This window comes from Gimesia sp., assembly GCF_040219335.1.
In the GTDB taxonomy this organism is placed as follows: domain Bacteria; phylum Planctomycetota; class Planctomycetia; order Planctomycetales; family Planctomycetaceae; genus Gimesia.
The window spans coordinates 26588-53442 of sequence record NZ_JAVJSQ010000044.1 but is presented as its reverse complement, the minus strand read 5'-3'; the positions used below and the strand labels follow the sequence as shown (position 1 = coordinate 53442).

The 26855-nt window shown below is 51.8% G+C and carries 13 protein-coding genes and 1 pseudogene; 7 read left to right on the top strand and 7 right to left on the bottom strand.

Annotation, left to right across the window (positions count from 1 at the left end):
- Positions 1 to 117 precede the first annotated feature (117 nt).
- From RID21_RS29955 to RID21_RS29935, 5 genes and pseudogenes are all read right to left on the bottom strand, one after another.
- A complete protein-coding gene (locus RID21_RS29955; RefSeq protein ID WP_350195412.1) occupies positions 118 to 615 on the bottom strand; it encodes a hypothetical protein in 498 nt (165 codons plus the stop codon).
- 28 nt (positions 616 to 643) lie between these two features.
- Positions 644 to 4084, bottom strand: a complete 3441-nt coding sequence (locus RID21_RS29950; RefSeq protein WP_350195410.1) for an efflux RND transporter permease subunit — start codon at positions 4082 to 4084, stop codon at positions 644 to 646.
- A gap of 9 nt (positions 4085 to 4093) precedes the next feature.
- A complete protein-coding gene (locus RID21_RS29945) occupies positions 4094 to 5530 on the bottom strand; it encodes an efflux RND transporter periplasmic adaptor subunit (protein ID WP_350195408.1) in 1437 nt (478 codons plus the stop codon).
- Positions 5531 to 5767: 237 nt separating this feature from the next.
- Entirely contained in the window at positions 5768 to 6244 is a 477-nt protein-coding gene (locus tag RID21_RS29940) for a hypothetical protein (RefSeq protein WP_350195406.1), read from the bottom strand.
- Between the two features lie 121 nt (positions 6245 to 6365).
- Positions 6366 to 6461: pseudogene (locus RID21_RS29935) on the bottom strand (AraC family transcriptional regulator CmrA); the annotation flags it as partial.
- A gap of 285 nt (positions 6462 to 6746) precedes the next feature.
- On the opposite strand from RID21_RS29935, the gene RID21_RS29930 reads away from it, so the two are divergent.
- The 6 genes from RID21_RS29930 to RID21_RS29905 all read left to right on the top strand — a co-directional run bounded on the left by RID21_RS29930 (position 6747) and on the right by RID21_RS29905 (position 17119).
- Positions 6747 to 7721, top strand: coding sequence for a DUF4339 domain-containing protein (locus RID21_RS29930; protein ID WP_350195404.1), 975 nt, complete (start codon positions 6747 to 6749; stop codon positions 7719 to 7721).
- Positions 7711 to 8799: a DUF1559 family PulG-like putative transporter gene (locus RID21_RS29925; RefSeq protein WP_350195402.1), complete on the top strand. Its 1089-nt coding sequence runs from the start codon at positions 7711 to 7713 to the stop codon at positions 8797 to 8799. Before RID21_RS29930 ends, RID21_RS29925 begins: the two co-directional genes overlap by 11 nt.
- A 69-nt stretch (positions 8800 to 8868) precedes the next feature.
- Complete coding sequence (locus tag RID21_RS29920; RefSeq protein WP_350195400.1) at positions 8869 to 11493, top strand: hypothetical protein; 2625 nt, start codon at positions 8869 to 8871, stop codon at positions 11491 to 11493.
- Positions 11494 to 11998: 505 nt separating this feature from the next.
- On the top strand, positions 11999 to 12511 hold the full coding sequence (locus RID21_RS29915) for a hypothetical protein (protein WP_350195398.1): 513 nt from the start codon (positions 11999 to 12001) through the stop codon (positions 12509 to 12511).
- Entirely contained in the window at positions 12468 to 16040 is a 3573-nt protein-coding gene (locus tag RID21_RS29910; protein ID WP_350195618.1) for a PAS domain S-box protein, read from the top strand. Before RID21_RS29915 ends, RID21_RS29910 begins: the two co-directional genes overlap by 44 nt.
- Positions 16037 to 17119 carry an HD domain-containing phosphohydrolase gene (locus tag RID21_RS29905; protein WP_350195396.1) on the top strand — a complete coding sequence of 361 codons (1083 nt, stop codon included), beginning with the start codon at positions 16037 to 16039 and terminating at the stop codon, positions 17117 to 17119. Before RID21_RS29910 ends, RID21_RS29905 begins: the two co-directional genes overlap by 4 nt.
- A 603-nt stretch (positions 17120 to 17722) precedes the next feature.
- Here the strand turns inward: RID21_RS29905 and RID21_RS29900 are convergent.
- Positions 17723 to 19120 carry a sulfatase family protein gene (locus RID21_RS29900; protein ID WP_350195394.1) on the bottom strand — a complete coding sequence of 466 codons (1398 nt, stop codon included), beginning with the start codon at positions 19118 to 19120 and terminating at the stop codon, positions 17723 to 17725.
- A gap of 90 nt (positions 19121 to 19210) precedes the next feature.
- Positions 19211 to 22132 carry a tripartite tricarboxylate transporter substrate-binding protein gene (locus RID21_RS29895; RefSeq protein WP_350195392.1) on the bottom strand — a complete coding sequence of 974 codons (2922 nt, stop codon included), beginning with the start codon at positions 22130 to 22132 and terminating at the stop codon, positions 19211 to 19213.
- Positions 22133 to 23037: 905 nt separating this feature from the next.
- On the opposite strand from RID21_RS29895, the gene RID21_RS29890 reads away from it, so the two are divergent.
- The gene (locus tag RID21_RS29890; protein WP_350195390.1) at positions 23038 to 26790 is read left to right on the top strand and encodes a mechanosensitive ion channel domain-containing protein; all 3753 of its coding nucleotides are present in this window, start codon (positions 23038 to 23040) and stop codon (positions 26788 to 26790) included.
- The last annotated feature ends 65 nt before the right edge of the window (positions 26791 to 26855 follow it).

Here is a 26855-nt window from a genome sequence, read left to right as displayed (position 1 = left end):
ATCCTCGCTGGCGTTGAAGTGTCCCCGTGCATACGTAACAGTGCCCCGGCCGGGCACCGCCCGAATCACTCATCCAGGCGATGACCAGCTGCGAGACCGGTAATACAGGCGGTTCAATTATTCTTCAAATTCCCCTTGGGAGGGTTTACCGTCGATTTCACCCAGTACCGTTCCGGAGAAGTCTGCGACGTTTCCGATTCCGGGATCAGTGCCGACGAATTTGGAAGCTTTCCCATCCGCGGCGTCCTGTGGAAGCAGCTTGACTGTCATGGGTGGGACCACCTTACCCTCTGCCGTTTTCGTTTCTTTGGTTGTGAGCGTCAGCTCTGTGGCTGCAACCTGAGCAGGTGATTTTTCATCAGCACCCAGGAAGAGAATCGTGCATTCATGACTGGGATGATCGACGGTGAATTCCGCATGGTACTTACCCAGATCAAAAATGACCCCGCCGTTGGGACCGGTTCCGTGAGAATGTGCTTCCGCATGATTGTCTTCTGAATGCGCTGCGGGCTCAGCGGCCACTTCGGGAGGTGCCGATTCAGGGGTGCCTTTGTCTGCACAACCTGTTACGAGCAGAGCGGCGAAGAGTAAGCCGGAGAGGTTCAGATTTTTCATTTCGTTTTCCTTTGCTTGAGAGAAAATATCAAGAGTGTTGTTGAGTTGCAGTTCGCAGGAGTTCTGCATCCGATGTTTCGCTGCGAACCAGTCGATCGGCATCCTTGCCTGAGAATTTCCAGAAGAGCCCTGGATGAATAAAGAATTCACAGAAGGTGGACGTGACCAGGCCTCCCAGTATTACAGTCGCGACAGGATAGAGGATTTCCAGTCCCGGTTTGTTCCCGCCCACCACCAGCGGAATCAGGGCGATCCCGGCAGTGAGTGCGGTCATCAGCACGGGAGCCAGTCGTTCCAGGCTGCCGCGAAGTACCATCTCGGGGGAGAAGCTTTCTCCTTCCTCTTCCATTAAATGGAAGTAATGCGTCACGAGCAGAATGCCATTCCGAACGGCAATTCCCCCCAGCGACACAAAGCCCACCATGCTGGCGACCGTCAGAGTCTGGTCGGTTAAGACCAGCGCGAAGACACCTCCGATGAACGCCGTCGGGATGGCATTCAGGATCTGAAAGGTGATGCGGGCGGAAGGATAGAGCATCATCAGTACGATAAAGATCCCGGCGACCGAGACGGCAGCCAGAATGGTAATCAGGAGTGTGGCAGAGCGTTGTGCTTCAAACTGCCCGCCGAACTCCACAAAATAACCGGTTGGCAGTTCGACTTCTGTGCGAACCTGCTTTTCAATCTCAGCTACGGTACTGGCCAGATCGCGTCCCGAAACGTTACAGCGGATTGTCTGCCGGCGGCGGACATTTTCCCGGTTGACCAGGTTCGGACCACTGGCGGAAGCGGGAAAGTCAGCCAGCTCCCGTAAACGAATCTGTCCTCGTCCATCGGGGAGTTCGAGCCTTAGTGTGCCGAGGTTATAAGGATCGGAACGATATGGTTCATCGAGCTTGATGACCAGATCAAAGCGCCGCTGTCCTTCGAGCACCTGAGAGACGGCTTCCCCTTTGAGGGCAGTCTCGACAAAGCGGGCGACGTACTCCCGGCTTAACCCGAAGTAAGCCAGCTCATCGGGTTTGAGCACCACGTGCAGTTCATCGACACGTTCCTGGGGATCGATGATCGGCGGCGTTACGCCGGGAATGTCTGTGATGGCAGCACGAACGTCGCCTGCCAGTTCGCGGAGTTTATCGAGATCATCGCCATAGAGTTTGATGCCGACCTGGGCTTTGACGCCGGACAGCATGTGGCTGATCAGGTGAGAGAGTGGCTGCTCTGCTTCGATGCCGACTCCCGGTACGTTGGTTTTCAGGTCGGAGAGTAAGGTTTCCAGGAACTCATCGCGGTCGTAATCCGCTTCCGGATTCATGGTCAGAATGTATTCGCCCACGTTGACGGGTTGAGCATGTTCATCCCGCTCAGCACGTCCGGTCCGGCGGAAAAAGTGCAGGATCGGGCCGCGGGGATTGTCCTTTGACTTCTGCATTTTGACCAGTTGGGCATCGATCAGCGAGGAGGCCTCATTGGACGCTTTGAGGGAAGATCCCCCGGGCAGGGTAACGTTGATCTGGACGCTGCCTTCGTCGAATTTCGGTAGAAAGTCTGCTCCCAGCCTCGAGAGTTCCCAGACGCTGACACCGACCAGGCCCCAGGTCAGCAGTAGCAGGAGGGCAGCATGCCGCATACTGAACCGGATCAGATATCCGGCGCCCCATTTCAGAAATCGCAGCAGTCGCCCATCCTGATGCGTGTGGGTGGCTTTGGCCTGGGGAAGCAGGTAATACGACAGGACCGGCGTCACCGTCAGCGAAACAAGCAGGGAAGCCAGGATGGAAACAATGTAGGCGACACCAAGGGGAACAAACAGACGTCCTTCGACTCCCGAGAGAGCAAACAGAGGCATAAAGGCCAGCACCACCACGGCGGTTCCAAAGACAATCGCCGAACGGATTTCCCGACTGGCTTCAAATACGACGACAATCGCCGGTTTGGGATCGGGGCTGATGTTGTTTTCTCCCAGTCGACGGAAAATATTTTCCACATCCACAATCGCATCGTCGACAAGTTCTCCGATGGCGACGGCGATGCCTCCCAGGGTCATCACGTTGATCGACAGTTCGGTCCCCGTGAGCACACCCACCACGCGGAACACGAGCGTCGTGATGACCAGCGAAAGAGGAATGGCCGTGAGGGTTATGAACGTTGTCCGCAGATTCAAGAGAAACAGGAACAGTACGATCACCACCAGTACCGCCCCAATGACCAGCGCCTCTTCGACATAGTAAATTCCGCGGTCGATGAAACTCTTCAGCTTAAAAAGTTTGGTATTGATGACGATGTCGGCTGGCAGGGACGTTTCCGCATCACGGAGTGCCGCCATGACGTCGTCGGTCAGCTTGCGGGTATCGGCGTGGGGCTGTTTGACAATGGTGATCACGACTCCCGGGTGTCCGTCGATACTCGCGTCTCCGCGTTTGGGTGCGGGACCTTCGACGATCTCGGCCACGTTCTCCAGCAATACCGCCCGGTCTCCATTCATCTTCACGGGCGCCTGGCGCAGTTCTTCGAGGACATTATTGGTCAGGGCACCGAGTCGGCCGATGACCCGCACAGGGCGTTCGGTCTGTCCGCTGAGGATAAATCCGCCACTGGCATTCAGATTGTTCGACTGCACGGCTTCTTCGACATCCTGCAGGGAGACATTATATTCCTGCAGCTTGATCGGATCGACGAGGACCTGGTACTGTTTCTGATCGCCGCCCATAACGATGACTTCGGCGATGCCATTTAATTTGAGCAGGCGGGGTCTGATCAACCAGTCTGCCGTGGTCCGCAGGTCCATCTTTTCTTCTAAAGGCGTGGGAAAGACAACATCGTAGGAACGTTTGTTCCAGGTAAATGAAACCTCTCGCCCCGGGAGTGCCGGGTCCCAGTGGGGATCTTGAATTTCGACTTTTTGCCACTGTTCGGGATCGTTGCGTACGACGGGATCCCAGACGGTGAGCAGGGGGCGTCCTTCCTGCTCAGTCAGCTCTGCGAGGAGGTCGACCCGCTCCAGCGGCGCAAGCAGACCACCTTGTGGCCCTTTGCGACGATGGATCCCGACGTGCAGAATCTGTCCCATGATCGAGGCCTGGGGAGTCATGATCGGGCGGATCCCGGGCGGCATGGGAACGTTGGCCAGGCGTTCTGAAACGATCTGCCGGGCGTAACGAGGTTCCGTCTGCCAGCTGAACTCGACGTAGATGACGTTCATGCCCTGGCTGGACTGGCTGCGGACATCCTCGACGCCGTTGGCCCCCAGAATGGCCGTTTCGATGGGATAAGTAACGAGGGTTTCCACCTCTTCCGATGACATGCCGGGACACTGTGTGAGGATGACCACGCGCGGACGGTCGAGGTCAGGAAAGACGTCGATCGGCAGCGTGGTGGACAGGTAACCGCCATAAGCCAGAATGACCACACAGGCCGCCAGGACCAGTGTGCGATGGGTTAGCGAAAGTCGGATAATGGAATTGAGCACGGCGTTCTCCTATTTCCCTTCGTCTTCGTTTTTGTGGAGACTGCCGTCCGCGTGGATATGGTAGCCTTCGGGCATATCATTATCGGAGGAGGACTTCAGCATGCGATTTAACTGTTCGGCGGCGCCCTGAACTACAAAGGAACCGGGGGTGAGTGAACCATCGTTGGCAATCACGGTATGGCGGCGATCCCGTTCCAGTATCCGCACCGGTTTGCGGTGGAAGGTATTCACGTTCTGAGTGAAGACGAACGCCTCTGCGCCTTCGCGGGCGACGGCGTCAGCGGGGAATACGAATACGTTGTCCAGTTTTTCCACCCGAATCATCAACCGGACTTTCTGTCCGGGACGAAACCGCCAGAGCACCTGGGACTGCCCATCCTGTTGCACCACACGCGACTGATTGTCCAGTGGCAGTCGAAAGGCAAAGGTACGGTTCACCGGATCGATGACATTCATCAGTTTCTGGATGCGAAACACCTGCTCGACGGGGGGCCAGTCGCTGGAGCTGTGTTCCTGGAAATCGACTTCGACCGGCCAGCCCTCTCTGACACTTCGTTCCAGCAGTTGGGTTTCATTTCGAAAAGCACGCCCTTCGATGGCCAGCAGGCGGTGGTTAGCCAACAGACATAACATCTGGCCCGTTTTCACCTGTTGTCCGAGGTCGATGTCACTCTCCTGAATTTCGAATGTGAGCGGTGTTTGCTGACGAGCTGTGTCTCCCGAAGTTTTCATCACGACAGAGGTCTCCTGCAGCCGGGAAGGGGGCAGGCGATCGGGAACGAGAATATCCAGGTCCCGCACAAAATTTCCCTGGGCGATTTCCTGCAGCTGCTGGGGAGTGAACCCCCGATTGTGCAGTTCGTGCTGATAGCCTTTGATGGCGACTTTCAACCGCTTGATTTCATTGGCGACTTCGATGATGCGTGCTTCGGGTATTGCGCCCCGCGAGGTCTCCAGGCGTTTCTGTTTTTTCTCGGCCAGTGCGATGTTGTGGGTGTCTTTGAACAGATTCGTCTGCGTCTGCTGTAGTGATTCACTGAGGATGCCAATCGTATAGAGCACGTCTCCCGGTCGCACGGTATCGCCCGGGTAAAAGTTCATCTTCTCCACGACGCCTTCCACAGGAGAGATCACGCCCTGGTCGCTGCGTCCGGGGCGATCGACGATCATGCCCGGGACCTGCAGCGTTTTCCAGTACGTTTCCGGGAGGATGGATTTGACCCGCAATCCCAGGTTGGCAATTGCCTGATCTGAGAGAATGATCTTCTGCTGTTCGGAATCTTTTTTACTCCCCGATTTTTTCGAGGCAGCAGCCTGACGATCCGCGTCAGACGGATTCTGCTCCAGCAGCGGCAACCAGCGGTCTCGTAAAACGAACGCTCCGGCAATGACAATAAAAACTGTAATCGCCAGGACGGGTTTCAGTGATTTCAGAAGTACGTTCATGTCTGTCCCTTATCAGGTCGCAGATCAATGCAGCCAATGGATATGATCTCTTTAAAATGAGAATCACAGTGAATCGAAGCGGAATATTTTCCCTGGAGAATCAGACCTTGAAGATCGCGAACTGCCTGTTGCGAAACGGAATGTCACCGTGGACAGGGAGAGCAAGTTCAACGCCTGAAGTGAGAGGCAGATGTGGCCAGATTCAGATTACGATCTGGTACTGCCGGGGTGGCGTGCTTAGATCAGGATCGCATGATGGCGCAGGAACAGCGGCGCAGCAGGATCGGGGGGCGCGCAGTCAAGCACACGGAAGGCTGGTCCGTACGCTGGTACCACTTCGGTCACGGAATCTGCTCCGGTCAGAGACCAGAGGAGCAGGTCGTTCACATCGAGATTGATGCTGGAACGTGCCCCGGAAGTGAGGTCGGTACTGTTCAGATAGATGGCTGAGGAATTGTGGTCGAACGGAGATTCCAGGTGATTAGAAGGTTCTTGCTCCTGTTCGGAATGCGCGTGGTCCCCATGTGCATGGCAGTGATCCCCGTGGGAATGCACGTGCTCATGTTCCGCGTCAGCCTCGGAAGAGTTAAGGTGAATGTGGGCGCGCAAGTCGTGTCCTGCAGGCTGGTTACCTGCATGCGCGTGTCCGAATGCGAAAGACTGAGTCAGCATTACAAACGGAACCAGAATCAGGGACACGGTTTTTCGAAACATACCCATCGTTTCAATAGAAGGTCGGAAAGTGTTGACCGTATTCTAACATCCGGCCAGTTAAAGTCCAGATCGACTCTCGCTATGCGGAACCGGCAAATGTGATCAGATTCAGCATACAGGGCTATGTCCTGTCGCGGGGTACGCCGAAGAGGCGGCGGTATTCTCTGCTGAATTGTGGGGGAATTCCGTAGCCGATGCGGAATGCGGCCTCGGCTGCTCTCTTCGGGAAGGGTGACTGTTGTACTGTCCGCCCGACTGATATTCCAATCTCATCGTGCTTCGTTACAGGGGCAGGACTTTCGGCTTGGAGAGTCTTGCCCCTGTTCCATTTCCGAAAGCAGACTGACACTGTCTTGCGGTTCCAATTCTGTTTTTGGGGTGTTTCTCTCTGGAACTCGCCCGCGCACTATGTACCATAGAACAGTACTCCTATGTACTTGCATCCAGAAATAACCATTTCTAACGAGTCGAAATACTTTAACAGCTGGAACCCCTCCCGATTATGAGTAACTGGTACTTCCAACAGGGCGAACAAATTCTGGGGCCGTATCCGTTTCAGGATCTGGTGGAACTGGTGCGCGACGAAAAACTGGGCCCCGAAACCCTGGTCCGCAGCAGTGACGAAGCGAACTGGCAACGTGCCGACTCCGTGAGTGGCTTGTTTGAGCGGGCAGAAGTCGATCCCGCTGCGGAGGCTGACCCCGATCTGGTATTAGCGAATGCTGGAGACCTGGAGACGTTTCTTACTGCGCCGGATGTTGCGGAAGAGAAGAGCACCGGCAAAAGTGAGCCGACGGGTTCTGCTTCTAAGGAAGCAGTGGCGGAAACCACCAGCAAGGAAACAGACGACGAAGCCGAGACGGGCGCTTATTCAGACGAGACCTGGTCGACGACGGTGAAAGCGGCCGTGGATAAGATTGATTCACGTAACCCGAAACCGACGGAGGAAGAGCAGGAGGAAGCAGAGCCCTTGCAGATCGTTCCCCAGATCAGCTTCTCCATTCTGCAGCGTCCGGCAGTACGCATGCTGATTCTGGCCTGCATTCTGGTGTTGTGTGCGTGTGCCGGGGTGTATGGTTTTATTCAATGGATGGGGGAAGAGCAGGTCTATTTCCCACTGGTCGGTGAGACTTCTCCACTACTGTTTCTGGTTTATGCAGCCTGTGCATTTCTGATCGTGGTGTTGATCGTCCCGCTGCTGTCCTATGTGTCGACCCCCTATCTGCGTGCGGGATACAAACTGGGAGCGTCCCTGGTCACGGCTGGTCTGACGGCGCTGTATCTGCTGCACTGGTCCGAATGGCAGAACCTGTCTTTTCCCGCGCGAAATCAGGCGGAAGCGAAACTCTTTTTCCCATTGATGGGAGAGTGTTCGACCTTTTTCTATTGGATGTACTTCACAGACGTTTTGATTTTCATTGCCGTGCTGACATACTTTACCGCCCGCTGGCTGGAGTCGCATGCAGATGAAGTGTAATTACAGAAGCACTCGAACGATTGTCATGTCCCGGAAGGTGAAGTCATTTCGCGCCCGGAGAGGCTATACCATCATTGAACTCCTGACGGTCACCGCAGTAATCAGTATGCTGATTGCCCTGTTATTTCCAGCCCTGCAGTCGGCCCGGAGTTCGGCGCGGCGGGTCCAGTGTTTAAACAACATGCGGAATGTGAGCCTGGGCCTGTTACAGGCGACAGACAGTGCCAACCGGTTTCCTGCCTGTGGCTATTATGGGGATGGGACTCCGGGCACGGTAGGCTCTTTCCGCAGCTGGGTTGTGGACATTCTGCCTTACATCGATCAGGCAAGTCTGTATAACGAGTGGGACTTTGATGAGCATTACCTGAAGACCACGAATGGTCCTCTGGGAGATACGTATATTCCGGTACTGATCTGTCCTGATGACATCAGTGAAGTTCCCGGACAGGGGAACCTGACGTATGTCGTGAATAGCGGCGTGGGGTTTTCGGCCCTGATCGGTGGCGTGCATGATTGTCCGATTGGCCCACTGAGCGGAAAGCTGGATCTGAACGGGAACGGGATCACCTGTAATTCCTCGACGAAAGGGGATGGCACGCCCTCCGACCGAGAACTGTTCTTTCAGATGGGACTGTTTTTCAATGAAACGTGGAAGGGCACAATTCGCGCGCAGCGGCATCACACCATGGCCAGCATCACCGATGGGTCATCCAACACGCTGTTGATCTCGGAAAATATTCGCACCGGTTACAATCCGCAAGACCCCTTGTCCAACTGGGCTTCTCCGAACCCTTACCTGACGAGCTTCTATATTGGAACTCCCTGCAAGGGGGGACACTGCGCTGCAGGCAACGTCGATTACAATCTGGCAAACTCCGGAGAGAGTGCGATCAACGCGGGGATTCAGAAGTCGGAAGGACATTCCCCCTTTCCCAACTCACTGCATCAAGGAGGCGTGCATGCTGGTTTTTGTGATGGACATATCCAGTTTCTCTCCGAGAATATTGATGGAAAAGTTTACGCTGCCATGGCCAGTCCCCAGGGGCAGGCGCTGGAGAATACACTGCTGGCCCAATAGAGACCGTATTCAGATACGCGTCTGACGAAACATTCAGACGACTTGTTGATAGAAACAGAAATCATGCCTATGTCCTACTTCAGCCGGTTCTTGACAACCAAAGCAGCGATATTGAGCGGTTTACTGCTGTTGCTGGCAGGCGGACTTCTCACCCCGATATTGGCGGCTGAGGAAGAACAGCGGGAGGATTCTTTTCTGAAAGACATTCCCCAGGCAACCGAGCTCAAAATCCGCAATCAGTTTGACAAAGCAGACACGAATGGAGACAAGGTGCTGGATCAGGCGGAATACCTGGCGCGGCTCAAACCCGAACATCAGAAGGTGGGCCGACTGGAGTTCCTGATCAGCGATCACAACGATGATCAGCAGATGACGTTCGAGGAATTCTTCCGAACGCCGGCTGTTCCGGCGGAGTTGCGGCGGATTCCTGATCCTGTTCGAGACCGGGTCAAAGAACTGGTGAGTTCTCTGGATTCGCAATTTGCGAAATGGGACACCAACGGCAAGGGGGGGCTCAGCAAAGAGGAGTTCCAGGCCTCGCGGTTGAAAGAGAGTGTTCCCGGTATGGAACGGACGTTCTTTCCGGAATGGGACCTGGACAAAGATGAGCAGATCACCCGAGACGAAATCACGCGGTTGCTGGAAATCGCTTATGCTGTGCGTACGCCCGAGGGGGAATTGCTGCGCGAACCGACGGGGCGGGTGGTCAACTGGATGCTGTTTCGCCATCTGGATGCGGATCACAATGGCCAGTTGAACGCCGCGGAACTCAAGCCCCAGTTGAAAACCGATAACAAAGTTCAGGACCTGCTCAAGCAGGCGGATCAGAACCAGGATCAGCAGTTGAGCCTGAAAGAATGGAAGTCCACACGTTATTGCTGGATCGATCCATATTACTATTTCAAGCGGATCGATAAAAATTTCGACGCGCGGCTCAATCCCGAGGAACTGGCCGATGACAGTGGTTTTCACCGCGATCTGGCACCTTACCTGATTCCTGCTTTTGACTCCAATGCCGACGGGGTGCTCTCGCTTTATGAGTACCGCAACACGCCGATCACCAATCCGGTGGTGAAATGGCATGTGGGGCGGAAAGATACGAACAATAACGGCATGCTCTCGGAGGCGGAATTTGACTGGAACCTGGGCCTGTCAGCCCGTTCGCTGCTCCGTGAATCATTTCACTTGCTCGACCTGGATCACAATCGGCAATTGGATGAGGGCGAGTTCCTGTTCACCACGAATGCCCAGACGCCCCGCAAAACGTTTGACAAAGCAGATACGAATGGCGACAAGGTGCTGGACCAGGCGGAATACCTGGCACGGCTCAAGCCCGAGCATCAGCAGATCGGCCGACTGGAATTCCTGCTCAGCGATTCTGATCAGGACCAGAAGATGTCATTTCAAGAATTCTTGAGCACACCCGCGGTCCCCCCGGGACAGCGACGGATACCAGATCCAGTGAAAGACCGAGTCCAGCATCTGCTGGCCATGCAGGAAAAACGGTTCAAAGATCAGGAGCGTGATGCCGAGAATGAGCCAGAACCGGAAGTGCCCACGACACCAGAGAAAGACGGTTCATCCGTGAAGAAAAGCCGTTTGAAGAGAGTGACAAAGCTACCTCCCAGGTCTGTTTTTGAATGGAATGGGAATGGCAAGTTCTCACCAGAGAAGACGAAGCAGTTCCTGGAAGTTGCCTATGCGGTGCGTACGCCAGAAGGTGTGCTACTGCGTGAGCCATCGGGGCGGGTGGTAAATCTGAGTCTGTTCCGACATCTGGACACGGATCGCAACGGTCAACTGAGTGCCGGGGAACTTTTACCCCAGTTGCAAGCGGAAAACACGATCGAGGAACTGATCAGACAGGCGGATGCCAATCAGGACCAGGAATTAGATCTGGAAGAATGGAAGACCACGAGTGAATGCTGGATCGATCCGGTTTATTACTTCAAGCGGATCGATAAAAATTTCGATGCGCGGCTCGATCCTGCGGAACTGGCCGGTGACAGTGGTTTTCATCGCGATCTGGCTCCTTACCTGATTCCGGCGTTTGATGAAGACAAGGATGGAGTGCTATCGCTGTATGAATACATGAATACTCCGATTGCCAATCCCGTGGTGAAATGGCACGTGGAGCGAAAGGACAGAAACAGCGATGGAAAACTGTCGCGTCACGAATTTAACTGGGGGACCGGACAATTAGGGATGAGCCTGATCCAGGATTACTTTGTCAAGCTGGACCTCAATCAGGACCAGCATCTGGATCAGCGGGAGTTTATTGTGAAATTCGACCTTGCCCGGGCACCGCGGGAACTTGTGTTTCAGAGTCTGGATCAAAATGACAATGGTCGGCTCTCGATCGATGAGGTCTTCGCTGCGACCCAGGAGATTGTACGTTTCAAAAACGACATTCACTACCAGCGGGTGCGGACCAAGTTCGAAAAAGAATTTAAAGCACTGGACCTGGATCACGACGAGTCATTGAACCTGGCTGAATTTCAGGAAAAGACGGCAGTGGTCATGCTGCCGCCATACAGTTACAGCCCGCGGATGATCGACCACTTCAAACGACACGTTCCCACACCGAAAAAAAAGTACGTACCGGGAATGGTGCTCACAATCAATGTACTGCTCTTCATCTTCGTGGTCATCTATTTCGTACGAGTGAAACTGAAAAAGCGTGCTGAATCGTAAGCGATCCTTTTCTTGCCAGGTGATTCAGAGTCAGAAGCGTGACACGCTTCCAGTGCACAAGTTCAGGGGAACAATTCGTTATATCTGGATCACGCGAACGAACCTGCTTAACCGAACTTCGACAAATCCTGGTGTTGCTTAAAAACAACATTTTCTTCTGCTTCGATTTGACTGCGTTCTATTGTTGAGCGAGCGAGGAAGAAAACTGTTGACGCTCGTTATTCCGACTGTGACGAATGGTCCGTGTTTAACGATTGCCTGTTGTTTCACTTCTGGTGAACCGGTCTTCTTTGTTCGCTCGGAACAGTCAACCAGTCTCGCTGCCGCTCGCAGAGACTGTCTGAAACCATCCATCAGCCCACTATTGTGCTGAGCGTGATACCAAACCCAAGAAGAATCAGGAAGGAGCGTTTTCAAGTTTGACTTGAATCAACGCAGCCTGCGATCCGTTTAAAGAATGATGTCCGCCAGAAATTTTTATCCAGCTGTTTTGATTACACTCATAATGTGCGCGCCGCTTGCGGCCGAAGAAGCCTGCCCATCGTGCGCTCCCGGACATTGTGCAACTCCCCTGGCTGAGAAAGAGTTCCAGGCGGAGGGGCCTTTCGTCTTTTTCTCGAAGCTGTTCGACACCAGTGATTTCCCACAGCGCTGGTATTGCGGAACGTGGTCATCGGATAACGGCTGGTTACACATCATCTCGGATATCGGCATTTTCGGGGCCTATTTCGCGATTCCCGTGATCCTGCTGTACTACATGCTACAGCGGAAGGACCTGCCTTTTCCCAAAGTAATCTGGCTGTTTGCCGCGTTTATTCTGTTTTGCGGCCTGGGACACCTGATTGAAGCCGGTATCTTCTGGTGGCCCGTCTATCGCTTCTCAGGTCTGATCAAAGCGTGCACGGCGGTCGTCTCCTGGATTACCGTGGTGGCGTTGATCAGTCTGGTTCCGGCAGCATTGAACCTGCCCTCCGCTGCCCTCCGCTGCGCTGCTGGCCAAAGAACTGCAGAAGAATAAAGATCGTCTCGAATTCGCCCTGGATTCGGGGCAGATCGGCATCTGGGAATGGGACCTCAAACACAATACAATTTATGGTGATCAACGAACACAAGATATATTCGAGGTCTACGGGACAGAGCAGGAGTTCCGGTTTCAAGATTTCCTGAACCTGCTGCATCCCGATGACCGCAAGGGAATTGATGATCAGATCGAAGACTGCATTACCTCCGGGTGCCCGTTCAATTCGAAGTTTCGGATCATCCATGCTGACGGCAGCATGCACTACATACACGCGGAAGGGAGAGTGACTTACGGAGACGATGGCGCACCCGAGCAATTCATCGGAGTCTGCCACGATTTCACGGAGAGTAAACTTCAGGAGAATGCGCTCCTGGAAAGCGAGCAGAATTTCCGCAGTACGTTCGAGCAGATTGCCATCGGCATTGCGCTGGTCGCCCCGGATGGGAGCTGGTTGCGAGTCAATAACGGGCTGTGTGAGATTGTCGGCTACGACAGTGATGAACTGTTGAAGCTGACTTTCCAGGATATTACGCACCCGGACGATCTGGCAGCCGACCTGTATCACGTCGAACAACTGTTAGCAGGCAAAATCGACTCCTACTCAATGGAAAAGCGGTATCTCCGCAAAGACGGCTCCGAGGTCTGGATTAACCTGACGGTCTGCCTGGTTCGACATCACACGGGAGAACCCAAGCACTTCATCTCTGTTGTCGAAAACATACAGGAACGCAAAGACGCGGCTGAGGAACTGAAACAATATCACGATCAGGTGGAAAAACTGTCTCTGGTTGCCAGCAAGACACAGCACTCGGTGATTATTTCCGATGCGCAGGGGCGGATTGAATGGGTGAACAGTGCATTCAGCGAGTTGACCGGATATGAACTGGCAGAAATCGAAGGCAAAAAACCGGGGGAGATCTTACAGGGACCAAATACAGATCCGGAAACGACGGCTGTAATGCATGACCATCTGCAACAGCAGAAAAGTGTGGCGGTTGAGATCATCAACTACGATCGGCAGCAGCGGGAATACTGGGTGGAAGTCAAAATCGATCCCGTATTCGATGAGGCGGGGACTTTGGTTAACTTCATCGCGACGCAGGTTGATATCACTCCGCGGAAGCAATCGGAGCTGGCATTACGCAAGGCCACCGGTCAGTTCGAGCGGTTACTGACTGCCGACATTCTGGGAATCATGACCTGCCGGCTGGATGGCAGAATCGAACAGATCAACGATGAACTGCTGCGCATTCTGGGCTACAGCTATGAAGATGCCATCGACAACCAACTCAACTGGCAAGAGTTAACGCCACCCGAGTGGGCAACAATGGACCTGGCGGCGACTGAAGAATTGAGCCAGACGGGACACGCCAAACCGTTCGAGAAAGAGTATCTCCGCAAGGACGGAACACGAATTCCAGTGGTGATTGGCGTGACCATGCTGGACGAAGCGGACGACCTCTGTCTCTGCTTCGTGCTGGATGTGACATCGCAGAAAGCGACCGAAGAAAGTTTGAAAATTGCCAAGCAGACGGCCGAAGAGGCGAGTCGGGCCAAGAGTGAATTTCTGGCGAACATGAGCCATGAACTGCGTACGCCTTTGAATGGAATCATTGGCATGACAGAGCTGCTGGGCTTGACAAAGCTTGATCAAAGACAGCACCAGTTTGTGGACGCCTGTCGGACCAGTGGGGAATCACTGTTGTACCTGATCAACGATATTCTCGACTTCTCCAAGATTGAAGCCGGGAAGCTGGAACTGGACCAGCAGGCCTTTGACCTCGAAAAGCTGATGATCGATACCGTATCGACCATGGCCTGGCGAGCCGCGGAAAAAGGACTGGAATTACCCTATTATGTCGATCCCGCTGCACGGCGCATGCTAAACGGCGACAGCAACCGCCTGCGTCAGGTTCTGGTAAACCTGATTGGAAATGCGGTCAAGTTTACCGAAGCGGGTGAAGTTGTGGTACGTGTTGAATCGGTACGTACAACTCAGGATCAGCTCAGGGCGCGATTCTCGATTTCTGATACCGGAATCGGCATTTCGGAAGAGAAAATCGGCCGCCTGTTTCAGTCGTTTTCGCAGGCAGATGCCTCGACGACGCGGAATTACGGAGGCACCGGTCTGGGGCTGGCGATCTCGAAGGAAATAGTAGAGCTGATGGGTGGGACCATCGGTATCGAAAGCGAACCGGGCACCGGCTCGACATTCTGGTTTGAGATTCCTTTCCAGGTTATTTCAGATACGGCAGAGACATCATCCCAGACTTCCAATCTGGCGGGTAAACGGGCACTGATTGCGGAAGAGAATCAGACCTGGAGACAGATTCTGTGTGAGTATGCCTTAGAGTTAAAGCTGGAGGCAGTGGCAGTCAGTACGTTCGCTGAAGTGCAAGATACGATCGAAGCCGGGATACAGAACAATGTTGCCTATGATCTGCTGCTGGTGAACTCAGAGTTGGCCGGAGCTGATGAGCTGAAGTTATGGAACAGTTCCCGGGAGGACCTGCCTCACACCGTGTTGTTGCTCAATTCACTGGAAGACCAGCTGGATTCAGAGCAGAAGCGTGAAGTTGACGCGACGATCTGCAAACCACTGCATCGACGTCAGTTGTTGAGCGTGATCGAAGGTGTATTGAACGGCCGAGAAGAGCACGGTGGCCTGAAAACAGTGGAGTCTATCAAGGAATATACGACAACGGAGCAGCCCCGACTACCAGCGGCCCATGTACTGATTGCAGAAGATCAGAGCATCAACCAGATGTATATGGAAGAGTTGCTCAAAGCGCTGGGCTGCACTTGTGAAACGGCTCTGAACGGACTCGAAACCATTGAAGCGGTCAAACGAAGTCAGTTTGACCTGATTCTGATGGATTGTCAGATGCCGGAGATGGATGGTTTTGAAGCTTCGCGGCAGATCCGTCAACTGGAGGCAGACGGTATTTTAAGTGGTCGCATCCCCATTGTGGCGTTGACCGCGAATGCGGTGAAAGGGGATCGCGAAGTCTGTCTGCAGGCCGGGATGGATGATTATCTCAGTAAACCGGTTCAGGCGAATCAGATTCGAGAAGTGTTCGCACGACTGCTGCAACAGAAGCCAGATACTGCTGATTCGTCCCGCGCGGATTGTGATCAGAGCGAGAAGAGCCGTGCCGAGTCACCGATAAACAGTCAGCAACTCTGGGAGCGCTGTTTTAAAAACCTGGATTTTGCCAACTCATTATTGAATGAACTTGAGGCCGTCGGCCCCGACCGCATCATTGAGATTCAAGAGAATGCCGATCAGAGGAATCTGACAGGAGTCGCGGATTCGGCGCATGCGTTAAAGGGGACGGCAGGAATTCTTTGTGCCTCTCCGTTATATGACCTTTCGCTCCAGGTCGAGAAGGCCAGTCAGAATGAGTCATACACAGATGATCTTAACGAGCTGATCAAGCAGGTGGTTGCAGAAATGCAGGAGTGCCTGGACAGCCTGCCTAAACTACGAAAAGAATTTCAATCAATCAACGAGAACGCGAAATGAAGCAAGCATTAGTAATCGACGACGATTCCCTGGCCCGCCTGGCTATTCAAAACACGCTGCTGGAAGGTGGCTACGAGGTGCTTACAGCCGGTAACGGCCAGGAAGGGCTGGAGCTGTTAAGTCAGAACCAGGCCCAACTGGTGATCTGCGATTGGGAAATGCCGGTCATGAACGGAATCGAGTTCTGTAAGGCCGTCCGGAACAGCAACCTCAACCGTTACATTTACGTGATCATGCTGACTTCCAACAATCAGTCGGAAGATATCATCAGCGGGTTACACGCAGGCGCCGATGACTACGTGACGAAGCCGTTTCATCCGGGAGAGCTCCTGATGCGGGCGAATGTGGGGCAGCGGATTATTGGCCTGGAAAGTCGTGAAATGACGATCTTCGCCCTGGCTAAGCTGGCAGAGTCGCGTGATCCGGAAACGGGTGCGCACCTGGAGCGGGTTCGTTCCTACTGTCGCGTACTGGCCCTGAAGTTGCAGAAACAGCCCCGTTATCAGAACCTGGTGGATGACAACTTCATCAACCTGGTCTATGAGACCAGTCCGCTGCATGACATCGGCAAAGTTGCGATCCCCGACAGTGTGCTGTTAAAACCGGGACGCTTGACGGAGAGTGAGTACGAACTGATGAAGACACATACGCTGAAAGGCGCGGAAACCTTAGCGGCTGCAGTGAAGCAGTTTCCGAATGCCCGTTTTCTGCAGATGGCGCATGATATTGCGCTGCATCATCACGAACGGTTTGACGGCGATGGTTATCCATATGGACTGTCCGGAGAAGCGATTCCGCTGGAAAGCCGGATTGTCGCCGTGGCTGATGTGTATGACGCGCTGACTTCCAAGCGGGTCTACAAAGAGTCTTATTCCCATGAAATGGCCGCAGAAATCATTCAGAACGAATCCGGCAGTCATTTCGATCCGGAGATTGTCGCTGCCTTTCTGGAAGTGGAGGACGAGTTCATTCAGATCCGAAAAAATAATGCCGACTGCGAGAACGAGGAAGAAGAAGCCCGCAAACGTTGCGTCACCGCCGAAAAACGGTTGTTACTCTCGCACGGTGCACTGGCTTAGTCGTGACGTCGAATCATTCATTTCAATGACGGATACCGCCGACAGCAATTGATGTAGAACCTGGGAACAGTCCTGCGCGAACGACTGTGCGATGTTCAGATTGGCGCGGTAGTGCGGTTGCTTAGAATCGATCTGGTCTGTCTGCAAACAGATGGACTGTTACGACGATTCCCGTGTGCTTTCTATCCTGGATTCCAGTCAGCTCCTCCCATGATGTCTCAATTTTGTGAATCGGCGTGAGGGGGTCAAGCGGAATTGGGGGTTGCGCGCGGAGTGAAATGCTCTCAATGTGCAGTGACTTCCGTGTGAGTGTGCTGCGAAGTGCGTTGAAAGTGCTCCGAAATGATTTGAAATGTTACGAGACAGGGGGAACCGGTGGTGATTGTTCCGGTGAAAAGTCGGAAAAATCTACGGCGATTCAGGTGGTTCTGAGTCACTTGTTCGGCAGATTCCGGTGCACACATCGTCCGCCTCGCGCGCGAAGCACAATTGCACAACTTTATGATTCGGGAAGTGCAGATCAAGGGGAGTCTGTTCAGTTTTGGAGACAGAAGTGCGCTGGAAATCGGGAGGTGTCGTTGTTTTAAGCCGGGATGAGTTATATCACATCGGAGCAATCCGCCTGGAGCCCACATCGGTTGTTAAGACGACATGGCTGTTAAAGCTCGCTAAGATTAACTCGTGTTTGGCAGCCTGATGTGCCGGGTCGTCCCAGAGGTTGTTGTGTTCCCAGGGGTCCGTTTGCAAATCGTATAGCTCGCCTAAAGCCTTGTCGTGATACAGAGATAATTTATAGCGGTCGTCGCGATACATGGTCGCAAAACTACCCTCCCCGCCCGTAAAAAACGGATCGAGTGCGTCAAAATATTCACAGCGAACACTATCACGAATATGTGCGCCCGTCTGTTCGCCCGTGAGTACCGGGAGCAGGCTCTGCCCCTGATGATAGTCAGGGATGGGAACCCCCGTTAAATCGAGTAAGGTGGCAGAAAGATCGAGTAATTCCACAAGCCCGGTGGCCCGCTGGTTGGCCACAAGGTGTCCCGGCCAGGAGAAAATCAATGGGACCCGGATCAACCCTTCATAAAAACGACATCCCTTCTGTACCAGCCCATGATCTCCCAACGTCTCACCATGGTCTGAAGTGAAAATGATGACCGTATTGTCTCGCTGTCCTGTAGATTCCAACACGTTCAGGATCCGCGCAAACTGATCGTCAATCTGAGCAATCATGGCATAATACAGTGCCTGTATTTTTTTCAGCTCACTGATTTCCGTTGAGGTCGTGACAGGTTGAAAATCAACTTGAGAAAGCAGTTCCTGAGTGGCCTGGTCAGACTGTTCATAATGGGGACCGGGCATCGCGGTCGGGTCGAACATGTTTGCATATTTTTCAGGAGGCGTAAACGGGGGATGTGGGTCATAGACATTGATATTCAGCAACCAGGGTTGTTGATGATCCTGTTCGATAAATTCGATCGCCCGATCAGAGGCCCACTTTGTCTGATGATATTCGGGGTCCACATGCTCTTTGCTGTTTCGCATATCATCCAGGCTTTTTCCCTGAGCACGCACCCAGTCGGCATAATCGTGTGTGCCTGCAGGCCAGTCATCACGCGGAGCATGGCTGTGCTGCCAGACTGTGAACCCATCATCCAGCCGAGGTTCTACGCGATGGCCGGCACTCACTAAATGAAATTTTCCAATCAACCCGCACAGGTAACCACTCTCGGCGATGAACTTGCTGATCAGGGGAGGCCAGTCAGGAAAGGTGTCATTGCCATTTCTGGTATTGTGTAAACGCGAGGGGTACAACCCGCTCATAAAACTCGCCCGGCTGGGCGTACAGATGGGACTTTGGCAATATGCATGGGTAAAGGCGACACCCTCTGCCACGAGTGAATCAACCACGGGCGTTTTCACATACGCGTTCCCCAGTGCACCAATCGTGTCAAACCGTTGCTGGTCGGTGCAGTACCATAAAATATTAGGGCGCGTCATGGAACAGCCTTCGTGTTTTTTAGACTTTGTGATTGAATAAACTCTGGAACCTCTGCGTGAGGTCTGTTTTTCTGCGCTGGTATTAACCAGTTACGGTAGTACAACAGAAAACACTGATGTGAACACAATTTCTGTTCCCAGACCAGTCAACAAAGCGAGTTCGATGAGAACTGGCAAATAGCTCGGTTTCCATTTTGCCATAGTTCCTCCCGTGACTGCAATCATCAATGCGGTCGCCAGCCAGTAATTGAGCCAGCTCTGCTCTAACACCAGCACATAGCAGCACAGCATTACAAAACAACAAACGGCCAGCCAGATGCGCGGCTTGCTGCTTGAGGGACGAATTGTTGACGGTGTTTGTCTGAGAAAGATTCCCTGCACGACAATCATGCTCACCAATAAGAGAGTTGCCATGATAATATAGAAAGGAAAATCAGGCAGTTGAACTGTTGAGCCGGTAACCAGTTCGCTAAATTTCTTCTCACTCTGGCTGATATGCTCATTTAGTTTCTCACCCCGATAAAACACTGGTGCAATCGACAACACCTGCAAACGATTCCGTACAGAATCAGATTGCATCGCCTGTTCCAGTACATCTGCCAGCTGATCAATTCGCTCTTGCGGAGTCCCTTTGGGTGCCCACCAGTAAAACGAGTTACCCACCACGGCATCGATCTGCTGTTCGCGAGCCGTTGCAACGTCCGGCAGGGCGGATTGCCTCTTGTCAGACAAGACTGCCAAGGCGCGAATCTTCCCATCTCCCTGATAGGTCAGAAATTCTGCCAGCGAAAAAATGGTGGCATTGATGTGATCTCCAATGAGCATCGTATATCGCTTTTGCCCATCTCCCGATTGCACATAATTAAAATATTCGCCCCCCGATGCCTGTTCTATCTTTTTGGCAGCGAAATGGGCGAGGGCCCCGAAATTGGTTCCAAATTGAAGTTCACCAGGATGTTTCTCAGCATACTGCAACAGCTCAGCCAGATTTTGGTACGGGGCATTTTGCTGCACGGCAACCACCAGATTGATCTCTCCCGTCTGGGCAATCGGCTCGAAGGCCTCCGGGCCAAAGTTCACTTTGCCGGAGTATTTCGATGTAATAATCCCTTCATGGTTACAGAGTATTTTGTACCCATCAGCCCGCGCCTGTTTGACATAGCGGCTCCCAATCGTTCCACTGCCTCCGGGCTGATTGATGATGACGACAGGTTGTTTCAGCAGCTTGTCCTCGGTGATTGACTTTTGAATGATTCTGGCAAACAGGTCCGTGCCGCCTCCTGCAGAAAATGGCACAACAGCCTGAATGGGGCGTTGCGGAAATTGTGTCAGCCCCTGTTGATTCGTGAAGAAGCCGGAATACAAAAAGACGAGCATGCCCATAATCGACAGCACCGCAGTCGTATGCCAGACTGGTAAACCAAATCGACTCCAGACTGAGTGCGAATGCTGCTCCCCATTCTCACAACATGTTCCTGACTGATCGGTGATAGTCTTCTCTTTGGATTCATCGTCTTTCAAGGACTCTTGTTTGCTGTCTCGTTTTTTCCGGAACTGACGCACGAGCGGCACAATGAGTAATAAGGCAGAGATGACGACAAAGAGTAAAGAAATGGGACGGGCGAAGATCGGCAACCAGTTCCCCTGCGATGACATGAGCCCGGCGGACAGATTTTCTTCCGCAATCGGACCTAACACAAAACCAATGACAAAGGGTGCCAGTGGGATTCGGTTTCGTTCTAATACCAGTCCCAGCAGCCCGAAACCAAGCATCACCCAGACATCGAACATGCGGTTCGACAACGCAAATGCTCCGGCAATGCAAAAGGTGAGAATAATGGGCAACAAATAAGGGCGTGGGAACCGCACCAGTTTTGCCAGGAAACCGACGGATGCAATCATCACCGCAAACATGACCAGGTTTGCCAGAAAATAGGTTCCCATAATCGTATGCACGAGTTCGGGATGGTCGCTGAATAATCGCGGCCCCGGTTGCAATCCATGTAGAACTAATGCGCCGAGCAAAATGGCATCGATCACACTGCCGGGGATGCCCATCGCCACGAGTGGAATTAAAGCGCCTCCGACAGTCGCATTATTGGCTGCTTCGGAAGCAATAATTCCCTCTGCAGAACCGGAACCGAATTGTTCCGGAGTCTTAGAACTGTTTCTGGCAGCGGAATAAGCGGCGATCGAACCGATGTTGGCACCAATGCCGGGAAGAATGCCAATAAAGGTCCCAATCAGAGAAGACCTCATCATATTCACCCATTGATCTTTCCAATCTGCGAAAGTCAGCAGCAAGCCCCTGTGAGTTGCCGAGACACGCGGAATTTTCTGGTCAATATTCGCAATGTCGCGCAGCACCTGATTGATCGCAAATAATCCAATTAAAACGGGCAACAACTTGAATCCACCATTAAGAGGAGTGAACCCGAATGTGAGTCGCACTTCGCCTGTGGCTGCGGAAATCCCCGGCATGGCCGCCAATATTCCCAATGTTCCCGAGAAGAGTGAGCGTGTCAGCGATGCACCATCAATGGACGCGATCAACACCAGGGCCATCAGTACCAGCGAGAAATACTCAAAAGGTCCCAGTTGTGTTGACCAGCGGGCAATCGGGGCAGACAAGCAGACCAAAAACACACAGGAAATTAAACCACCCACCAGAGAAGCATAAATCCCCAGCCCCAGCGCACGGCCGGGCTGTCCCTGTTGCGACATGGGGTAACCATCCAGGGTAGTCATCACAGAGGCGGGTGTGCCGGGCATTCGCAGAAGTGTGCCGGTAATTAAGCCGCCGCTGATGGACCCCACATACATACTCACCAACAACGTCATCGCCAGTTGAGGATCGAGCGTAAACGTCAACGGCAACGTGAGTGCGATCAACATGGCACCGGTTAACCCGGGAATCGCCCCCACGAAAATGCCAAGCGATGTTCCCACAACAATCAGCGTCAGGCTGAGAGGCGTAAATAATTGAACAACGGTAGTTTGAATCGCATCCATATTTTGTACTGGTGCAGATGTCTGCTTAACCCCTTACTCAACGGAGACAGGTAGAGTTAGAACAAGTAAATACTTACATTCACAGACAAAACTCGAGACTACGAAGGAGAACTAAGATGATTTAGTGTTTCCGCTATTTTACCTGACGTTCCATCATTGTTTTTCTGCCATCCTGCCCAGATGGTTCCATAGCATTATCCTGACTCGTCATATCTTAAAACCGATATTGAATATCGTGACGAATAAAACCCTTTTCGTAAAGACTTCTGCATCAGCTGATTCTGGGAGGCGTGTGATACCTGGAGCTTTAGAAGATTCGAAATTCCAGGTTGACTTTGTACTATGCCGGACTATCAATAGTTCACCTTCTTACAATTTCTTTGAGCAGGTCCACTTGCCCCTGGCCGGCTCCCGGCAGATGACCTGGTAAAATAACTCACGTTTACCAATCCTTTACGATCATGGCAGTAGCCAGCAGTGCAGGATTCCGGCCAGGCGATGTCGTTCGTTTCTGGATTGAATTGCACAGCGGCAGTAATGTTGAAGAGATCTTTCGAGATCGTGGGCTGAGACTTGCCACAGGAAAATAACCTTTACCGAGATGGTCATATTCTATATCCTGCGACCCTCTCCTCTCCTTCTCTAATATCCATCTCTCTGTCTTCTTTAAATCTAACCCCACTATCCGTTTTCGCTCAATCCAGCCAAACATTGTGGTGGAAGATCTATACATCAAACTTCATATCTCGACCGCCTCAAGCTCCATTTCCAGGGCGGTCAAATGGTCTAATTCAACAGGTTTACTAATGAGACAACTTAGTCTTGTATTGCTGACTGCTGTGTTCTTTTGTCTTAGCAACGAATCACATGCTCAAACGTGGGAACCGCTGACTCGGCAAACGAAGGTGAATACTCAACATTCATCCGGTACGGCACAGCAGACCAGGAAAGAAAAACCTCTGGTTGAGGTTGATGATATTTTTAGCAGTTCACGGACCAATCAAGGTATCTCATCACCGATCAGGAACAAGTGGGACAATCAAATCAAACCCGCGCGTTCAAGTACAAAAACGCAAGATCCATTCGGAGGCCCTCCGACTCTGAAGAGCGATGTTCCCAAAGCGCATTTTAATACAGCCGATAATGTTCCCAAATCAATCCTGCAAATGAGTCACACCCAGTCTGCCAAAGATAACAAGGCTGAGGGATCCCCGCAGGGAGAGAAAGGGACTGAAGAAGTTCCGGCACAGCAGAAATCCATCCTGCAGGATGAGTTGACTGTAAACAAGATCAACGAAATCATCAAAAATCTTGAAAGTTCGGAATCTGTAGACAGCCAGAAAAAGACTGAATATCTCGCCTACTTAAACCAGGCAATCAAATGGCTTGAAAATGCCAAAGAGTATCAGGCTAAGACAGTTCAGTTTGAAGCCGAGATCAAGCAGGCTCCGGAATTACTCAAGCAGTTAAAAGAAAAGCTCGAGACAGAGGTTGAAGTCACCAAGATTGAGCTTAAGGCAGATGCCACACTCGCTCAGCTTGAACAGCAGTTAGGGCAAGCCAAAGACGCTTTAAAAGCGGCTCAGGCCAAACTGGTTCAGGCAGAAAAAGATTTGAACTCGAAGGACCGTACGAATCGCAAAACCGAACTGGCTAAATTAAAAGAAGGCACTAAAAGTCAGCTGGAGAAAATAAAAACCGAATTAACTCCTGCCAGCAGCGAGTCATCTTCTGAACAACAAGCTTATGTGATTGGCATTGAGAATAAGGCCCGCCAGGCGGCGTTAAAGCAACAGCTTTTGATGATTGATGCCGAGATCAATCGATCTGATGCCTTAGTCGAATTGTTCCCTGTAAAACGTGATCTCGCCAAACGCGAGGTTTCGCAAGCAGAAAAACTGGTTGAGAAGCACCAGGTGATTGTGAACGATTTCCGTTCCTCTGAATCAAAAAGACAGGCAGCAGAAGCGAGAACAGCAGCCAGCAATGCCCATCCGGCAGTTCGGGAATATGCAGAAAAAAATGTTCTGCTGGCTGAAAGTCGAACGAAACTGACTAAGAGTATTGAACTCGTCTCGGGTCCTGCAGGCTATCTTTTGAGCGTTCAGGAAAAGTTGACGAAATTAAAAGAGGACTTCAAGTCAGTCAAACAGAAGATCGAAGTGTATGGGATGACCCCAACCATTGGTTTGCTGCTCAGAAACCGTCGAGACCATTTACCCGCCATTGAAATTCATAAACAGAGAATTGTTTTCAGTGAACAGGAAATGCAAGCTGCACAAGTAGCACTTCTTGAATTAGAAAATGATCGATCACAGTTAGGCGATTATGAAAAGACCATTGAGCAGACACTGGTTGACCTCGATGTCGACTCAGACCAGGTACATCCTCAGCAACTTGAAAAAATTGTCCGAGAACTGATTAAAGATCGCCGTCAATATCTGGACAGCCTGATTCTGGACTATCATACCTACCACGACAATCTCAGTAATCTCGAATTAGTGTCGCGCGAGTTGATTGAGGAAACAACATCGTATCGGAGTTATATTGACGAACAGATCTTATGGATCCCCAGTGCAAATCAACTTGGCAAAGCAGAGTTTACCAAGAGCTATGATGCATTGGCATCTTTTTTAAAGCCTCAAAGCTGGTATGACGTCTATAAAAGCACGACTCGCAATGCGCAAGATTATCCTGTTGCCAGTTTATTTCTGATACTGACCTGCATCCTGTTAATTGTAAGTCGAAAACGTCTGCAAGGATGGCTGGAAGAGTCAGGGCAGCGCGTTCAGGATGAAAATCATCTCTCGTTTATCCCCACGTTCCGGGCATTTATCATCACAGTATTCCTGGCCGCCGTGGGGCCGTTGATGTTCTGGTGCGTAGGCTGGTGGATGTCACTCAATCAAAACGCCACGGACCTGGTTCTTGGTCTGGCAGATGCATTCACATCGGTTGCCATATTTTATTTTGTGATCGAATTATTTCGAATGATTTGTCGCGAAGGTGGTCTGGCAGACAAGCATTTTGGCTGGCCTCAAGCCAGTCTGGCTCCATTATCCCGAAACTTAAATCGCTTCAGTTTCTTAGCACTCCCGACTTTGTTCATCGTCAGTATGCTGACCCGTCATCATAGTGGAGAGTGGCAGAATTCATTGGGACGTATTTCCTTTTTAGCCGGCCTAGGAATTCTTGGGTTTTACCTGCACATTTCGTTGAGACCAGGCAAGGGTGCTATTCCTCAAGCATTTGCAAGCTCAGGCAATTTATGGGGACATCGCTTTCGGTTTGTAACTTATCTATTTGGGGTTGGCTTCACAATCACATTAGCTTCACTGCTTTATATGGGATACGTTTACACAGCGAACCAGCTGTTGCAGCGAATGTGGCTGGTTGTCTGTTTCCTGCTGGCACTGTTGTTGATTCAGGAACTCTTGACGAGACTCTTGCTGGTTGTCTGGAATCGAATGCGACAGCAGAAACTTCTCAGACTCAGAATTAAAAAGTCAAAATTAAAATCAGATATGCCTGATAATGTAGCCGTTGATGATTCAGCACATGAACTGGAGAATGTTGGCAAACAATTGAGTCAACTGGTGAGAGGGGCAGCGTTTCTGACGTTTCTCTGTTGTAACTGGTTTGTCTGGTCTGATGTCTTACCCGCATTACAGATATTCGATCGCGTTGAGCTCTGGAATATTACTGAAATGTCAAATCAGCAGATGCAGACTGCGGATGGCAAAACCATTACTGAGCAGGTCCCACAGATTGTTCCCATTACTTTGGCCGATTTGTTTTTGAGTATCATTGCCATTCTCGGCACTTATGTTGCGACAAAAACACTCCCGGGCTTATTGGAAATTTCTATCCTGGGGCGATTGCCTATCGATACTGCGATGCGGCATGTCATCATCATGGTAAGTCGTTATATCGTTAGTTTGGCAGGGTTTATTCTGGCCTGCCATTTAGTCGGGATCAAATGGTCCAGTGTGCAATGGCTGGCTGCTGCGATGACAGTTGGACTTGGCTTTGGTTTACAGGAGATCTTCGCGAACTTGGTTTCAGGTTTAATCATTCTCTTTGAGCAACCGATTCGAATTGGAGATACAGTGACCGTTAACGGAGTCACCGGTACAGTGACGCGAATGCAAATCCGTGCCACAACCGTTACCGATTATGATCGTAAAGAATCAATTATCCCCAATAAACGATTCATCACCGAAGACGTAGTCAACTGGACTCTATCTGATCCTATTACGCGTTTTGTGATTCCTGTTGGCATCTCATACGACTGTGACCCATCGACTGCGAGGGAGCTGTTGTTGAAAGTCGCGAGAAACCATCCACTCGTTTTGAATGAACCTCGCACGACTGCACTTTTCAAGGGATTCGGTGACAGCACACTTGATCTGGAATTGCGTGTTTTCATTGGAAAGAGAGACGACTATTCAATCGTCTTGCACGATTTGAATGTTGCTATCAAACAGGTATTTCAGGAGGCTGGTATTGAAATTGCATTTCCGCAACAGGATTTGCACATTCGCACATTTACAGATTCCGTTTCTTTTGAAGCAGCCGAACAAAGTTCGCAGAATAAGAAAAATGCTGCACCAGACATGACAGCACATAGAGAAGACGGTCTGGCAGATGCGGCATAATGTTGACCTTCCACCGCGAATGTCGACAGTCTCATGACCCAATGAGTATGCGGTTCGAGGTTCCG